Source organism: Parabacteroides sp. merdae-related_45_40 (assembly GCF_001915675.1).
Genome location: NZ_MNQY01000116.1, coordinates 40,257 through 55,837, shown reverse-complemented (window position 1 = coordinate 55,837; position 15,581 = coordinate 40,257). Strand labels below are relative to the sequence as shown.

13 protein-coding genes are annotated in these 15,581 nt (G+C 50.1%); all 13 read right to left on the bottom strand.

Features of this window, described 5'->3' with window-relative positions; all coding sequences use genetic code 11:
• Positions 1–184: 184 nt before the first annotated feature.
• The 13 genes from BHV83_RS15080 to BHV83_RS15025 all read right to left on the bottom strand — a co-directional run bounded on the left by BHV83_RS15080 (position 185) and on the right by BHV83_RS15025 (position 15,578).
• Positions 185–925, bottom strand: a complete 741-nt coding sequence (locus BHV83_RS15080) for a nucleotidyltransferase family protein (RefSeq protein WP_122205870.1) — start codon at positions 923–925, stop codon at positions 185–187.
• On the bottom strand, positions 922–2,352 hold the full coding sequence (locus BHV83_RS15075) for a RapZ C-terminal domain-containing protein (protein WP_005646110.1): 1,431 nt from the start codon (positions 2,350–2,352) through the stop codon (positions 922–924). The genes BHV83_RS15080 and BHV83_RS15075 overlap by 4 nt, the downstream gene beginning before the upstream one ends.
• Positions 2,353–2,517: 165 nt before the next feature.
• Complete coding sequence (locus tag BHV83_RS15070; RefSeq protein WP_005640725.1) at positions 2,518–3,852, bottom strand: NADP-specific glutamate dehydrogenase; 1,335 nt, start codon at positions 3,850–3,852, stop codon at positions 2,518–2,520.
• Positions 3,853–4,024: 172 nt separating this feature from the next.
• The gene (locus BHV83_RS21785) at positions 4,025–4,207 is read right to left on the bottom strand and encodes a hypothetical protein (protein WP_005640727.1); all 183 of its coding nucleotides are present in this window, start codon (positions 4,205–4,207) and stop codon (positions 4,025–4,027) included.
• A gap of 13 nt (positions 4,208–4,220) precedes the next feature.
• The gene (locus BHV83_RS15065; protein WP_122115513.1) at positions 4,221–4,610 is read right to left on the bottom strand and encodes a putative signal transducing protein; all 390 of its coding nucleotides are present in this window, start codon (positions 4,608–4,610) and stop codon (positions 4,221–4,223) included.
• Positions 4,611–4,642: 32 nt separating this feature from the next.
• Positions 4,643–6,019, bottom strand: a complete 1,377-nt coding sequence (gene hemG, locus BHV83_RS15060; protein WP_286757675.1) for a protoporphyrinogen oxidase — start codon at positions 6,017–6,019, stop codon at positions 4,643–4,645.
• A 4-nt stretch (positions 6,020–6,023) separates the two neighbouring features.
• Entirely contained in the window at positions 6,024–7,391 is a 1,368-nt protein-coding gene (gene hemN / locus BHV83_RS15055; RefSeq protein ID WP_286757674.1) for an oxygen-independent coproporphyrinogen III oxidase, read from the bottom strand.
• Complete coding sequence (locus BHV83_RS15050) at positions 7,388–8,593, bottom strand: MFS transporter (protein WP_122205868.1); 1,206 nt, start codon at positions 8,591–8,593, stop codon at positions 7,388–7,390. Before BHV83_RS15050 ends, hemN begins: the two co-directional genes overlap by 4 nt.
• A 245-nt stretch (positions 8,594–8,838) precedes the next feature.
• Positions 8,839–10,920, bottom strand: coding sequence for a TonB-dependent receptor (locus tag BHV83_RS15045; protein ID WP_122205867.1), 2,082 nt, complete (start codon positions 10,918–10,920; stop codon positions 8,839–8,841).
• A 3-nt stretch (positions 10,921–10,923) separates the two neighbouring features.
• Entirely contained in the window at positions 10,924–13,248 is a 2,325-nt protein-coding gene (locus BHV83_RS15040) for a TonB-dependent receptor (RefSeq protein ID WP_122205866.1), read from the bottom strand.
• 84 nt (positions 13,249–13,332) lie between these two features.
• A complete protein-coding gene (locus BHV83_RS15035; RefSeq protein ID WP_122205885.1) occupies positions 13,333–13,911 on the bottom strand; it encodes a LuxR C-terminal-related transcriptional regulator in 579 nt (192 codons plus the stop codon).
• A gap of 11 nt (positions 13,912–13,922) precedes the next feature.
• Positions 13,923–14,612 carry a hypothetical protein gene (locus BHV83_RS15030; RefSeq protein WP_005640741.1) on the bottom strand — a complete coding sequence of 230 codons (690 nt, stop codon included), beginning with the start codon at positions 14,610–14,612 and terminating at the stop codon, positions 13,923–13,925.
• A 24-nt stretch (positions 14,613–14,636) separates the two neighbouring features.
• A complete protein-coding gene (locus BHV83_RS15025; RefSeq protein ID WP_005640742.1) occupies positions 14,637–15,578 on the bottom strand; it encodes a sugar phosphate isomerase/epimerase family protein in 942 nt (313 codons plus the stop codon).
• Positions 15,579–15,581 lie beyond the last annotated feature (3 nt).

Sequence of the window (15,581 nt, the reverse complement as noted above, 5' to 3'; positions counted from 1 at the left end):
GGAGACCGTCCTCGTTGCCGTGAGGTGCCGAGATCTTTATATATGAAGACGGTCGTCGGGCCAATGAAAACCGTCTTTGTTGGAAAAACTGTGCACCTTGCGGCAGGAAGTTCTTTTAGAAAGATAAAAAGCCGGATTGCGAAGCGATTTACGAAAGGAGCATATCTTTGTTAAATAAACGATATTATACAATAAGTGTTTTCATCCATTTTTCGGCCACCTGCAATGTTTCTGGTTTGCCGACATCTATCAGATGAAGGTCTTCGTCAGCGTAGGCGTGGATGTTGGCCTTGGCGCAGATGGAGAGGTAGAAGTTGATGATCGAAAACTTGCCGGTCCATTCTTCCATCCAGTCGAATATTTTAGGAGACAGTACATGTATCCCGCTGAAGGCATATTCGTTATATTGGTTCGGATCGAAATCGGGGTAGAACGACTTTACTTCGCCCGTCTCGCGGTTGCGCCAACCACATAGCTTATTTTCCTTATTGAAAAGCAGATAGCGGGAGGTGTTGCGTTTGCTGACCAATAATGTCGCCAACGGATTTGTCTCTATATGATGATTGTAAAGCGCACGGAGGTCGATGTCGGACAGGATGTCGACATTGTGTATCAGAAACGGCTCATTGCCTTGTAAAAAGGCGGCGGCGTGTTTGATTCCCCCACCGGTATCGAGCAGATAATCCCGCTCGTCGGAGATATGGATCTGGATACCGAAATTATTGTTGGCTGCCAGGAAGTTGATGATCTGGTCTCCCAAATGATGAACGTTGATGGCTATCTGGTGAAAGCCGACATCTTTCAATTTGAGGATTACATGTTCGAGCATAGGTTTCCCATTGATAGGAAGTAATGCTTTTGGAGTACTGTCGGTCAGCGGTTTGAGGCGTGTTCCCAAACCGGCAGCGAAAATCATAGCTTTCATAATATTGCGTTAAAGAGTTGTTCAATGTTTTGTTCCCTGTGTACGAGGTCTACCCGGACACCGAACTTAGAATGAATATGTTCCGCCATATGCTGGGCGGAGTAGACCGAACGGTGCTGGCCCCCCGTGCAACCGAAACAGATCATCAGATTGGTAAATCCTCGGTCCATGTAACGTTTGACAGAAGCATCCACAATTTCATAAGCATGATCTAGGAAACGAGTGATCTCTCCGTCTTCTTCGAGGAAACGGATCACCGGTTCGTCCAATCCGGTAAAATGATTGTAACGTTCGTATTTACCAGGGTTATTGATGGCGCGGCAGTCAAAGACAAATCCGCCGCCATTGCCACTCGGATCGTTGGGAATTCCTTTTTTATAGGCAAAACTGACGATCTTGACTTTGAGCGTATGCTTCTGGATGTCGTCATAGAACTGAGACAGGTTTGTCAGCTCCCGTAGTACGGTACATAAATAGGGATACTCCGGATAATCTTCTTTCAAAAGTTGCCGGAGGTTGTCGATAGCGAAGGGGACACTTTGGATAAAATGCGGTTTCTTTTCGAAATATCCCCGGAAACCGTAGGCTCCCAAGACCTGTAAAGTCCTGAAAAGAACAAAATGGCGTAATTGCCGGAAGAAATGCTTTTCGTCTATGTCCATATACCCGCGTAGTGCTTGCAGATAGTCGGCTATCAATTCCTGTCTCAACTCAGCGGGATATTTGGCTTTCGCCTGCCAGAGGAAAGAGGCGACATCATAGTAGATCGGGCCTTTGCGTCCTCCTTGGAAATCAATGAACCAGGGTTCGCCATTTTTTACCATCACGTTGCGCGACTGGAAATCCCGGTACATGAATGTCGGTGTATAGTCTTGCAGAAGGACATCGCTCATTTTCTGGAAATCATCTTCCAAAAGGTTTTCCTGGAATTCCATTCCGGTAGCTTTCAAGAAACAGTATTTGAAATAGTTCAGGTCCCAAAGGATCGAACGCCTATTGAATTCGGGTAGAGGATAGCATTGGCTGAAGTCGAACCCCTCCGCACCTTTAAACTGCAGAGTCGGCAGAAGTGTGATCGTCTTGTGTAGCAAAGACTTTTCCGTCTCGTCGAAGAAACAACTTTTCCGTCCTTTCTCAATTGCTTGAAAGAGCAAGGTGTCGCCCAGGTCTTCCTGAAGATAGAACGATTTATCAACCGACCAGCAATAAACCTGGGGAACGGGCAATCCCTTTTCCCGGAAATGCGCGGCCATATAAATAAAGGCATTGTTTTCCTCTATGGAAGTTCCGCTAACTCCGATCAGGGAAACGGGACCTGACAATCTGAAATACCGGCGGTTAGAGCCGGAAGAGGATAGTTCGGTTATATCAGTTGCCGGTGAACCGGTATGTGTCTGGTAAAGTTGTTTTAATTCTTCAGTAATCATGTTTTTCTATTTTCGGCACTAAAGTAGCAAACAATTGACAATTGGCAATTGAGAATTGACAATTTTGTTGGGAAATAAGAGAGGCGGACGTACCGTTTTACCGGAACGCCCGCCTTCTTTATGACCATTAATCTCTAATTGTCTCTCTTTTTAATTGTCAATTGATTAAAGAATGCCTTGTGCCATCATCGCTTTGGCTACCTTCATGAAGCCCGCAACATTTGCACCTTTCACGTAGTTTGTGTAGCCGTCGGCTTGTTTGCCGTATTTTACGCATTGTTCGTGGATATTCTGCATGATGCTTTTCAGTTTGGCATCAACCTCTTCACTGCTCCAGCTCAGTTTCTGAGCGTTCTGCGTCATTTCCAGACCGGAAACAGATACACCGCCGGCATTGGCTGCCTTACCCGGAGCGTACAGGATCTTAGCTTCCAGGAATGCGTCGATAGCTTCAGGAGTAGAAGGCATGTTGGCTCCTTCCGATACGGCGATACAACCGTTGGCGAGCAATGTCTTGGCATCTTCTCCGTTCAGTTCGTTCTGAGTCGCACTCGGCATTGCAATGTCGCATTTTTCTCCCCAAGGACGAGCACCTGCCACATACTTGCAACCATATTGTTCTGCATATTCACGGATACGGCCACGATAGAGGTTCTTCAGTTCCATGATGTAATCCAGCTTAGCGCGGTCGATACCGTCCGGATCGTAGATGTAACCGTCCGAGTCGGACATCGTCACGACTTTAGCGCCGAGGCTGATCAGCTTTTCAACGGTATATTGGGCTACGTTACCTGAACCTGAAACGCAAACGGTCTTTCCCTTGATGTCGATTCCCCTTGTATTCAGCATTTCCAGCAGGAAGTAAACATTTCCGTAACCGGTAGCTTCGGGACGGATCAGTGAACCGCCGAATTCGCGTCCTTTACCGGTGAATGTTCCCGTGTTTTCCTGAGCCAGTTTTTTATACATTCCGTACATATAGCCGACTTCGCGTCCGCCAACACCTATATCACCTGCGGGAACATCCGTGTCCGGGCCGATATGACGCCATAATTCCAATACGAAAGCCTGGCAGAAACGCATGATTTCAGCGTTTGACTTACCGCGCGGGCTGAAGTCGGAACCTCCTTTGCCACCACCCATCGGCAGGGTTGTCAGCGAGTTCTTGAAAGTCTGTTCGAAAGCCAGGAACTTAAGGATCGACTGGTTTACAGAAGCGTGAAAACGGATACCACCTTTGTACGGGCCGATCGCATTGTTATGCTGGATACGGTATCCCATGTTGGTTTGGATCTGTCCCTTATCATCCATCCAGGTTACGCGGAAGGAGAAAATACGATCGGGAATACAAAGACGTTCGATCAGGTTGCTCTTTTCGAATTCGGGATGTTCGTTGTAAACCTCTTCGATTGTTCCTAATACTTCTGAAACTGCCTGATGATATTCCGGTTCATTCGGAAATCTTCTCTTTAAGTTGTCTAAAACTTCACTTGCCTTCATAAGACTGATTTTATTTAGAATGTTATATTTATAATGTCAATTTGTTAACCGGTAGCCGTTTTTTTATGACCTCGCAAAGGTAAGCTAAAATTTTACACAAACAAATATTTGAAAGAAAAAATGCATTAAAAATATCATTTCGGTATTTTAATCGGGTAAAAGTAACTAAATGTCACTCGTCTCTTCGCCTTCTGCTCTTATAGATAGGGACGAACACAATGATAGCTGACGCAACCAAGGCAAAAACGATGTCGAAGGTTATCTTTTCGCTGTATGCAAGCATCATGTAGCAAAGGATACCCCACAAAAGAGTGATACATACGGCTTGACTATTTGTAATCTTTCTGCGTGCCATAGTTTACAATTGTTTAGTTGGATGAAACAAGCGAGCCGAAGTAAATGACCAAGGCCAGGAATACGGCTATAAGGATAAAAAGAACGATGATCTGTTTTTCGAGGGGCAGATGTCGGAGGAACGGAACGTGGCGTACCCAACCGGAAACGGCTTGGAGCTGCTCGTCCTCTTCGTCTTCTTTCGGAAATTCGTATCCGTTTGCTTCCAGAATCTCCTTTGCACGGGGAACTTCGCTTTCAAGCAGTTCGATGCGGATGCCGCCCACATTGGCCGGGTATTGGATCCGGCTCGTATATTCGTTTCTCAGGTAACAGTTGACCCCTTCCGATTTCAGGAGGGATTCGATCATCTGTGCTGCTTCCGGTTCATAGAAACGGGCTATTTCGACTATTTTATCTTCCATATTAATGTGTGTTGTATAATGTAAATGATGATTTACCCGTTTATTAATTTATCCGCAATTTCTGTAGCCTGGCGGATACGGTCGGCCATGCCGATGCCGCCTTTGATGTTTCCGGCCAGCGTGAGGCCGGGGTAACGCGCTTGCAGTTCGTCGATCGTTTCGAAACGGGAGCCGCTGCTCTGTTCATATTGCGGAATGGCATGTTCGTGACGGAAGATACGGATCATATCGGGTTCTGTCTCTTCCGGGAATTTCAGCATGGTGTGGAGCTCGTGCCTGATGAGCGCTTTCAGCTCCTCTTCCGGCCAGGTCGTCAAGTCGGCATGCTTTACGCCTCCGATAAAGAACGAGAAGAGAGCACCCTCTTCCGGAGCCCGTCCGGTAAAACAAGCGGAGGGGAAAAGGATTCCGAGTACGTCTTTTTTCTCACAGGAAGGAACCAGACCTCCAAACGCATCGAAGCGTAATGCACCGGTGTCGCGGAACCCGACGCTGGCCTGTACGACCGGTGCATAATGCAGGTTACTGATCCGCTCCATCTTTTCTTTCGGGACGAAAGGCAACAGGGCGGGCAATGTATAAGCACCGGTGGTTGTGATTATCCGTTCCGCAATAATGGTCTGTTCGCCGTCGGCTGTCGAATAGGTAACCATCCATTTGTCTGCACAAGGACGGACCGTGACGTCGGCGGCCGAAAGTGTGATGCGGGCCGGACCGATCGCTTCGGCCATCGCACCGGTCAGTTTGTCCAATCCTCCGGCGGCTGAAAATACTTTCTTGCTGGCGAGACGGTCGCGATCTGTTTTCGGCTGCTTGGCTTTCGCGATGGTTCCGCGGATGAAGCTTCCGTATTGCTGTTCCAGGTTGTAGAGCTTTGGGAGCGCATAACGAGTGACGAGCTTCATCGGATCGCCGGCGTAGACACCGGACAGAAACGGGTCTACCGCATAGTGCAGGAACGATTTACCCAGGCGGCGGGCAGCTAACTCGCCGACAGATTCATCCGGGTTATTGCCTTTTGCCCGAAACGGCTCTCCGAGGATACGGAACTTGTCGCCAAGCGTGAACAGAGGAGTCGTGACCGCACTGAACAGTCCGGACGGGAGAGCCCGGAACCGGTTCCCTTTCCAGATCAGCCGGCGCTTGGATTCTTCGCGGGCAGTCTCCAGTGCACAGGCTGGGGAGAGGGCTTCGAATAGTTCGGCGACTTCGGGATAGGAGACTACACCTGTATTGGGGCCGCTTTCGTAGACAAAATCCTTTTCGCGGAACGTATGGATTTGTCCTCCGACGCGATCTTCCTTTTCGAGAATATGAATGTCTTTTCCGGCGCGGGTCAACCAGAAGCCGGTTGTCAATCCGGTCAGTCCGGCGCCGATAATCAAAATATCTGTCTGTTGGGGTTCCATTGCGTCATACCGGTTTAGAAAATGATTTATTTGTTCCGAGCATCAGCTTGTCCAGCGAAGCCGCTACGTTTCGGACGAAAAGCCTGCCTTCAGGTGTCATCCTGATTTGATTTTCGTCAAACTCGACCAATCCGTCCTCTGCAAATTCGCGTAGACAGGCTTCGTCATAGGCGGTTGCCTGCTTGATGGAGCGGGCGGGGACGGAAAGCTGTTCCGACAGTTCGTTCCAGTCGATCCGGTAGTTGCACATCAACATTTCGATTGCCTCCCGTGTGATCTGTTCCTCCCGGCTTAGGAGATATCCTTTGGCGACAGGCAAGATGCCGGCTTCGACTTTCTCGATATACTCCATGATGTCTTTTGTGTTCTGGGCGTAAGCCGTTCCGAGCTGGCTGATCCCTGTCACGCCGAAAGCATAGACCTGACCGGTTGTGCGGCGCGTGCAATATCCCTGGAAATTGCGATGTAGTTGTCCGTTCAGCAAAGCTGTGTATAACTCGTCGTCTTTGCGGACGAAATGATCCAGCCCGATCGGCTGGTAGTCCGCTTCGCATAAGATTTTGCGGGCCGCTTCGAACATCCGGCTCTTCTCGTCGCCCGAAGGCAGTCCGGTTTTTTCCAATACCTTCTGCCGGGGGAAAGCCCAGGGCACATGCGCATACGAAAAGGTGACGAGCCGGTCCGGTTTCAGGGAAACGGCTTTTTCGATCGTTTCGGCAAAACTCGCTTCCGTCTGGTGGGGCAAGCCGTAGAGGAAATCCATGTTGATGCGTACTCCGCATGAGCGCAGGATCGTTACGATTTCTTCCGGTTGCAGCAGCGGGACTTGTCTGTGTACGGTTTGCAGGACTTGTTTGTTGAAGTCTTGGATGCCGATGCTAAACCGGTTGAATCCCGCGGTTGCCAGTTTCTCCCAATCCTGCCCTGTCATCCAGCCAGGATGACATTCGATTGCTTTTTCCGGATTTTCAATCAATTCGAACGTATCTGAAACATGTGCGTTCAACTCTTTCAGCTCAAGAGCCGGAAGAAATGTCGGGGTTCCTCCGCCGTAATGGATCTGCGAGACTTTACGTTTCTTGTCGAGTAAAGGCAGTATCAGGTCGATCTCTTTATGTAATGCGGCTACATATCGATCTATGATTTCAGGCTTGGGAGCGGCGTAGGAATTGCATCCGCAATAATGGCAGAGACGTTGGCAGAAAGGAATATGAAAATAGAAGGAAACCGATTCCGGCTGCTGGTGGTTGGATTCACGGATGGCATCCGCATAATCCCGGCTTGTGAACCCGTCATGAAAATAGTTTGCCGGCGGATAGCTGGTGTACCGGGGAACCGGCACATTGTATTTATCTAAAAGTTCTTGTTTCATATCGTATTTTTATCTTTTCTGAAAACCGTTACTATATAAATGAGGGATATCAGGGCGATGCTTGCCTCGAAGAAGAAGAGTCCGTGATAACCCGTATGATCTGCAATTCTTCCACTCAGGATGGCCATCAACATGCCGCTGAGATGCGTGATGACCGTCTGGATCGTGAAATCCGTCCCTTCGCGCCCGGGGCGTACACTGTCCATTGCTGTCGTATAGACCACGATCGTCGCCATCCCGTAGCTGCCCCACAGAAGGAAAATCCCGCCGTAGAGCATGGGCGTCGTCGGATGCACGTAGGAGAGTCCGAGGAAGTAAAGTGTCGCCATCAAGACAAACACCGCGAACAGGATGCGCGCGCGGAAACGGCCGATCCGCCGTACGATCATCCCTCCGGCAAACGAGGAGAGGAACCCGACGAATGTCCCCGCCACTCCGCTCATCACCCCGATCTCCTTCATGTCGTAGCCCAGGTCGACCAGCCAGGGTTTCAGCATGGCGAGCGTACCGATCAGGCCGGAATAGTAAAGAAAGAGGAAACCGATCTGTTTCCAGATGCTCCGGCGGGCGAAGAAATAGATCACGTCTGCCTTTTTGGCCCGTTCGTGCGCTTCCTTCGGCTGGATGCGGATGCCTTTGTTGAAAAAGAGTGGCAGAAGGGCGGCGATGACGAACAGCGCGACGCAAGGCAGCAGACCGTTCCAGCCGATTTGCTTGAAGAGCAGGAGCAAGACACCGCCCCCGATCATCGAACCTCCGAAACTTCCCATCGACTGCATGCTGTTTGCAAGGCTTTTATCTTTCCGGCTGAAAGCGAGTACCGCCAACGCGTCGGTCGCGATATCCTGCGTGGCGGAAGCGACGAAGGATATGATGATCAAAGCGACGATCGTATAGAAGTCCGTATGGAAATCAAGGAAAGCGACGGCGAAGATCAGGCCGGCGTAGATCAGTTCGGAAGAAAAAATCCACCGTTTATAGTCGCCCGTCGTCACGGCATGGCGGTCTACCATCGGCGACCAGAGGAATTTCAGGATCCAGGGCAGCTTGATCAGCTGGAGAAGCCCGATGGCCGAGAGTGAAAAGTCCTCCTGCCGCATCATGACGGGGATGACGGTGGAAAAGAAGCTCATCGGGATCGTCTGCGCAATGTAGAGGCAGAAGAAGGTCGCGAGGTTGTATGTTTTATCTTTCTGTATCATAATATCGTTATATAATCATCCGGCTTCCGGACGAGGCTTTAAGAGTTTTCAAAGTGTCGTCCGAACTTCTGCCGGGACTTTTGGAGTTTTCAAAGTGTCGTCCGAACTTCTGCCGGGACTTTGGGAGTTTTCAAAGTGTCATCCGAACTTCGGCCGGGACTTTAAGAGTTTTCAAAGTGTCGTCCGAAGTTCGGTCGGGGACTTTAAGAACTTTTAAAGTGTCGCCCGAACTTCTGCCGAGACTTTTAAAAACTCAATTGTATATTCCCGCCGATCGTGAACGGCCTTCCTTTTTGTGCCAGGCCCTTTCCGCCTGTCTCGAAATAGAAAGCCGAATAGTCTGCACCGGTCATATTTTTCGCCCAGATCGCAAAGGTAATAAAATCTTTTGTGGCAGATACTTTTGCATTCAACAGTCCGTAATAAGGTTGCGAAACCTTGTTGTCTTCTTTCCACAGGATGCGTCCCGTCCCGGTGTAGTTCGCGCTGACCGTGAAGCGGTCGATGTGACGGCAAGGGTTCGGGATCGTATAATCGGCTCCGACAGCGAAAGTGTGGCGCGGGACCATCGGCAGGAAATTCCCGCTGTAGTCAATGCCTCGCCGTTCGTCCTTGTAATCTTTGAAGGTGGCATGCGTGAAGCCGTAGTTCACCTGCACCATCAGCCCGTTGACCGGATTCCCTTGCAGACTGACCTCGACGCCTTTGCTCTCGCTGCGCCCGGCGTTGCGCAGGAATTGCCCGTTCTGGGTGGCGAGCATTTGGTAAATCTGTTGGTTCTTCCAGTCGATCCAGAAAAAGCAGAACTCGGCGTTCAGGCGGTTGTCGAGGAACGGGTGTTTGGCTCCCAACTCGTAGTTCCAACTGGTTTCGGGGCGGAACGTGCGGTCTTCCTCACGGTCGAAAGAGGTGTTGAAGCCGCCTGTCTTATATCCCTTCGTCACGGTGGCATAGAGCATGCCGGTGGAGGGAAACATATATTGCAGGGCGATCTTCGGCGTGACCTGGCTGAACTTGAGCCGGCTGTCGAAGGCGTCCATCTGTTCGCTGCCGCCGTCCGTTTCTTTGTAGAAAAGGAAATCGTTGGAGGTATGCTCATAATCGTAGCGGATACCGAAAGTCAGTGACAGGCCGCGCGTCAGCAGGTCGTCGATTGTGGATTGGTGGTAGAAGGCGACACCATAGGCCGGCGTGTCGTACAGCTTGAGTGTCGCATAGTCTTTGGTGAAATAATCGAGTGTCACGGTGTTGTCGATCCCCTGCCAGAAACCGAAGGCGCCGAACAGCCATTTGTAACGTCCGGGAGTCGTCGATTTGATGTTCAGCTCTTCGGAAAACATTTTCTGCTTCATATCCTGACGCGCGAAATAGATGCTTCGGGGAGAGAAATCCTGGTCGATGCCTTGATGGTCCGAGAGATATTGGAAGGCGGTCCGGCTGTTGATGCTGTAGCCCGTCCCCTGGTAATCTGCCGAGAAGCCGGTCGTCGAAAGCGTCCGTTTGTAGAAACTGTAATCGTTGTAGTCGACTTCGCCCGGTTTATGCGTGACCGAATCGCAGACGGCGTAGGGATAGCCGCCCTGGACTGAACGGTCGAACGAACTCATTAGCCCGAAAGAAAGGTTCTTCTGAGGCTTCCATTCCAGGCGGATGCGGGCGGAGCCGGACTTCATGTCGTCCGCTTTCTTGTCTGTAAACAGGTTGGTGAAGTAGCCGTCGCTGTTCCGGTAATCACCGGAGATGGCATATCCGAACTTTTCTCCGATCTTTTTATAATGAGAGAGGGCATAATTGCGGTAACCGTAGCTGCCGTTGGAAAGCCAGACATTTGTCCCCTCGTATTTCAAAGGCGATTTCGTATAGACGTTGATGATGCCGCCCATCGTGTTACGGCCGTAGAGCGTCCCTTGCGGACCGCGCAGCACTTCGATCCTGTCCACCTCGTTGAAATCGAAATCGAAAGCCGATTTTTCGAAATAGGGGATACCGTCCACATAAAGCCCGACTGAGGGAGCGTTGATTTTCGATCCGATCCCGCGGATATAGACCGGCGAGGTCAGTTTCGATCCGTAGTCCGGCATAAAGAGGTTCGGGATAAAGGAACTGAACTCTTTGATCCCCGTGATGTTCCGGTTCTGGATCGCCGTCCCCGTCACGGCCGATGCCGACAGGGGTTCCAGCCGGAGATCGCGCTGTTGCTTGAACGACTGCACGACCACTTCGTTCAGTTCGACATTGCGGATCTTCGCCGTATCTTTTTCTATCTCTTCCCCTCTTGCCGTATAGGCGAGGCAGAGCAGCATCGGGAGGCAGTATAATAGTTTCATGTCTTAAAATGTAACGGTGATTTCGCCGCCGATCTGGAACGGTTTGCCTTTCTGGATGAACGACTGGTTGAACGATTCGAAATAGAACGCCTGGTAGTCCGTGTTCGTGATGTTACGGCTCCACAGGTTGAGGTTGACGATTCCCTTGCGGACGCCCACTTTGGCATTGACGAGGCCGTAGAACGGCTGGCTGATGTCGTTCTTCTCCGTCCAGAAAATCTTGCCTGCCCCGGTGAACTGGGCGGATGCGGTAAACTGGTCGACCATTTTCCGGTGGAGTAGTCTCGTGTATTGCAATCCCAGGCTGACGGTGTGGCGCGGCGTGTAAGGAATGAAATTATCCTTGCAGTCCGTTTTCACGATCTGGCTGTTCTCGTCCTTGTCCGTGAAGATGTAATCGCGGAAAGTGGCACGGGTAAAACCGTAGTTGAGGTCTGCGGTGAGTCCGTCCGTGATACGGCTGCGCAGGCTCAGTTCCACGCCGTAGCTGTTCGCCTTTCCTCCGTTGGTGATCATGCGCCCGCTGCCGTTCTCGGCAAAGCTGGTGAGTTGGAGGTCGCGGATGTCCATGTAGAAGAAGGTCAGTTCCGCACTCAGCCTGCCCCGGACCAGTTCGCTGCGGATGCCTGCTTCGTAGTTCCAGCTGTGTTCCGGTTTGTAGGAAGCGATGTCTTTCACTTCGCCCGGCTGTTCGGCCTTATCGGGTGCGAACTTCGACATCAGGTCGTATTTGGCTTGTGCCTGGACCAGGTCGCCGAACATCTGCACGTTATAACCTCCTGTCTTGTATCCTTTGGCGACCGAGAGATACGTGAATGTTTCGGGTGTGCACTGGTAACGGAGCGAAACCTTCGGCAATACTTGCAGGAAATCCTGTGAGATGTTGCCGTCCATAGTCGTCGTGACTGGTAGCGTCATTTTCATCGGGCCCATTTCCACACCGATCTTCATGCTGTCTACTGCTGAATGATAGTCCAGGTTCGCTTTCTCGTAATCCAGGCGGATACCGGCGGTGATGGAAAGCCCTTCGACAAAGAGGTTATTGTAGGTCGATTGGTGGAAAGCCGCGAAGCCGTAGGTCGGTGTGTCGAAGTTTCCGGGGAAATAAATCTGGTTCAGTTCGTCCCCCTGGACAGTAAGCTTCGGTGCTTTTGGGTTATTCGCCAGTATGTCGTCGAATGCTTTTTGCAGAATGCCCGTCAGCCCGTCTTTCTTGAAGATCACAGGGCCGTCCGTGTTCAGGCTGTTATAAAAACCGTAGGCGCCGAAGCTCCATTGGTAATTGCTTTTTGTATTGGATTTGATTGCCAGTTCTTCGCTCCAGGCATATTGTTTCTGCTTTTGGTGAAGGGTAAAAACAGACTGTTCCGTATAGTCCTGGTCCATCTTCATGTCGTCTTTCAGATATTGGTAGGCCGTGGTGGAAGAGAGGACGAAACGGTCTGTTTTCCATTCCAGATACAGGCTGTTGTTCAGCGTGCGGCGCCAGTAGGAACTCGGATCGTTGATGCGGATCGGCTGCACAGTCCCGGTCTGCGGGTCGTACTGCCCGTAGGGGAAGGCTTTTTGCGTTACATAGTCATAGTTGAATGTATATTGCGCCTTCAGATGGTCCGTAATATACCCCTCTAATTTGAATCGGCCGCCTGCCGATTCCTCCTTATCGGCCTTTGTGCCGTTATATTCGTTGATGAAAAAGCCGTCGTTACGGTCGTAATACCCGTTTAACGAGATCCCGATGTTTTCTCCGATCTTGCTGTATTGGGACACTTTGGCTTTTGCCGCCCCGTAATTGCCCATCGACATCGTGACTTTTGTCCCTTGGTAATCGAAGGGGGAGAGGGTGTAGATATTGACGATACCCCCCATTGCGTTACGTCCGTAGAGGGTTCCCTGCGGTCCCCGTAAAACTTCGATGCGTTGGATATCGTTCAGCTCGAAATCGAAAGCGCTTTTATCCAGATAGGGGACATTGTCGACATATAATCCGATGGATTGTCCACTGCTCCGCGCTCCGATTCCGCGTATATAAATGGCCGAAGTCATTTTCGAACCGTAGTCCGGCATATAAAGGTTGGGGACGAAAGCGCTGATATCCTTGAGAGCATCTATCTGCCTGGTTGCTATCGCTTGGGGCGAGAGGATGGAAACGGCTCCCGGAAGCGTGCGGAGATCGTTCGTCTCCTTTGTGGAAGAAGTGACGATCACCTCACCTATATTATAGGTCTTGATCGTGTCGTTCACATTTTCATTCACCCGTTCGGCTTTAATCGGTTGCAAACACGTAAGCGCGCCTGCGACAAGGATATACAGATAGCGTTGATTCATCGTATTAATTGTAAACTATTAGTATTTTACGGTTGCAAAGGAACGGTAAAGATGAATGGGAATCAATCACTACATGTAGTGATTTTAAAGTTCGATGTCGTCGCCTGAAATAATGCCGTTCATGATGGCATAGAAGGTAAGTCCCGATACTGTTTTGATGCCGAGCTTGGTCGTGATGTTCTTGCGATGGCTGAGGACTGTGTTCAGGCTGATGTTCAGCTTGTCTGCAATTTCTTTGTTGGTGCTGCCTTTGACGATTAATTGGAGGACGTCCGTTTCGCGGGTGGACAGTTCCTTGTTGTTGTCGCTGGAAATACTGTTGTTTTCTCCGGTAAAAAGTTGTTCCAACTGCTCGATGATGACTTCCTGCGAGGCCTTGATCGTGATATGGCTGGTTGCCGATAGTCCCCCTTCGCCTTCAGTCCCGTCGATCAGGACCATCGTCTTGCTCCGGCGGGGAAGGAAAAAGTCTGCATAAAGGACAAATAAAGCGGCATTTGTAAAGTAGTAGTCGAACGTATCGTTGCCGGAAGTCGAAAATGCCTCGAACGTAGGGTAGTGGCTGATCTCTACCGGTGGAAAATAGTCGATCAGCATGCTTTGCAGGCCGATGCTTTGTAGCGTGTCGGGTAATATGATTGCTATTTGCTTGTTGCGATGCATCCGGCTGTTTGTTAAATACACAACTTTTCCATAGCCGAAACCATCGGTGTCAATATCCGGTAGCGGATGCGGTTGTGTTGTTTGATATCTTTTTCCAAACTGCTGATGGCAAATATGACGGCGTAGCATAAGTTCTCGTTATAGTCGCCGGAAAGATGCTTGACCATGATGCTTTTCAGATCCGCCAACAAGGCCTCTATCGGATCTTCCAATCGCTGTTCCGTTCCGAGGTGCAATGCTTCGACCTGCCCGGAAGATGGATAATCTTTCAGTTTTTCGCTTAATGACAGGCAATAGGGGAACCAGACCCGGTCGTCCTTTTCGATCCGTGAGGTCAGCTCTTCTTTGAAGGATGAGAAAAACTTCCCGATCAGGTTGAGCGTGTTGTTTCCCGGCGTACTCATCGATATGAATGAACCGAGATGCCTTTCTATATTCGGGATTTGGTAGCGTTGGTAATACTGGTTGGTTTTGGTCAGATAATCGATAATCTGTGAAGTATGGAAAGTTTGTAGCTTCTTTTCCGGGAAGTATTCCTCGTTGAGAAACGTGTTGATTACCGTCAAGAGGAAGTCGGTATCCAGCCGGTATTCTTCACAAATCGCCTTTACCGATTTGTCGCCTAAGCCCAGGCGGATTCCAAAACGGTTAATGACAGGAATGAGTGAGGGGTGCTCTTCCACCACCTCACTCATTTGCATATTAGGATATACTAATGGCATATTTTATGCTTCTTCCCATTGTTTTCGTAATAGTTCCACTGCGGCAGGGACCAAAACGTTCCGGTCTCCCTGGCATCCGCATTCGAAACTTACATATTTGTCGTAATCCAACATCTTCAGACCTTTGAAGCCGTTAACGTAGTTATCTGCTTCTCCGTCTTCACCCGGCATGCTGCGGCGTTTACGGCTGGCAACGTGCACGTGTTGCAGATATTCGCCTGCAGAAAGGAAAGCTCCCATGTCGGAAGTCTCTTCCCAAGTCATGTGCCAGAAGTCACCCATACAGCGTACACCCGGATTGTTGATGTCGCGGCAGATGGAAGCTGCATCCGCTACCTGACGAAGATAGAATGCTTCTTTCCTGTTGAGCGGTTCAAAGATAACTGTAGTCCCGTGCTCTTTTGCGAAGTTACCCATTTCATTGAATTGTTCGCATAAGAAATCCCGCGTTTCCTGCGTATGAGGCATAGCCGGTTTTTGACCGTTGAAAGCCGGGACGATGATCACACCCGTAGAACCCAGTTCGCCAGCAGGAGCAATGATCTCTTTCATCGTATCCATGCACTGTTTGCGGATAGCCGGATCTGTCGAGAGGATGAACCCCTGGAAACCAGCACAGATGGCGCTCACTTTGATGTTGCGTCCGTTTAGTGCTTCCTTGATCTCTTTTACACGATCTTTCAGGCCACGTCCGCCCGGTTCGAAACCAACGACACCTAACTTTTCCATCAAGTCAAATTTCTCGTTGAGATTAGCTCCCGGTGCAATCCCTTCCTGAAAGGATATCTTCAACTCGGCTTTGCTGTTTGGACATGATCCCTTTTCTGCCGGACAACCTTCTGTAGAAGCAGCCTTGCCGCCACAGGCAGCAAAAGCTGAACTACCGGCTGCAACAGCCGCGCCTGCCAGAGTTGCTCTTAAAAAGTTTCTTCTGTTCAGTGCCATATT

Excerpts from the sequence above, each read along its gene's own strand:
- BHV83_RS15030 (WP_005640741.1), bottom strand. The coding sequence starts at position 14,612 with ATGCAAATGAGTGAGGTGGTGGAAGAGCACCCCTCACTCATTCCTGTC.
- BHV83_RS15070 (WP_005640725.1), bottom strand. The coding sequence starts at position 3,852 with ATGAAGGCAAGTGAAGTTTTAGACAACTTAAAGAGAAGATTTCCGAAT.
- hemN (WP_286757674.1), bottom strand. The coding sequence starts at position 7,391 with ATGAAACAAGAACTTTTAGATAAATACAATGTGCCGGTTCCCCGGTAC.
- BHV83_RS15080 (WP_122205870.1), bottom strand. The coding sequence starts at position 925 with ATGAAAGCTATGATTTTCGCTGCCGGTTTGGGAACACGCCTCAAACCG.
- BHV83_RS15035 (WP_122205885.1), bottom strand. The coding sequence starts at position 13,911 with ATGCATCGCAACAAGCAAATAGCAATCATATTACCCGACACGCTACAA.
- BHV83_RS15065 (WP_122115513.1), bottom strand. The coding sequence starts at position 4,610 with ATGGAAGATAAAATAGTCGAAATAGCCCGTTTCTATGAACCGGAAGCA.
- hemG (WP_286757675.1), bottom strand. The coding sequence starts at position 6,019 with ATGGAACCCCAACAGACAGATATTTTGATTATCGGCGCCGGACTGACC.
- BHV83_RS15075 (WP_005646110.1), bottom strand. The coding sequence starts at position 2,352 with ATGATTACTGAAGAATTAAAACAACTTTACCAGACACATACCGGTTCA.
- BHV83_RS15025 (WP_005640742.1), bottom strand. The coding sequence starts at position 15,578 with ATGGCACTGAACAGAAGAAACTTTTTAAGAGCAACTCTGGCAGGCGCG.
- BHV83_RS15050 (WP_122205868.1), bottom strand. The coding sequence starts at position 8,593 with ATGATACAGAAAGATAAAACATACAACCTCGCGACCTTCTTCTGCCTC.
- BHV83_RS15040 (WP_122205866.1), bottom strand. The coding sequence starts at position 13,248 with ATGAATCAACGCTATCTGTATATCCTTGTCGCAGGCGCGCTTACGTGT.
- BHV83_RS15045 (WP_122205867.1), bottom strand. The coding sequence starts at position 10,920 with ATGAAACTATTATACTGCCTCCCGATGCTGCTCTGCCTCGCCTATACG.
- BHV83_RS21785 (WP_005640727.1), bottom strand. The coding sequence starts at position 4,207 with ATGGCACGCAGAAAGATTACAAATAGTCAAGCCGTATGTATCACTCTT.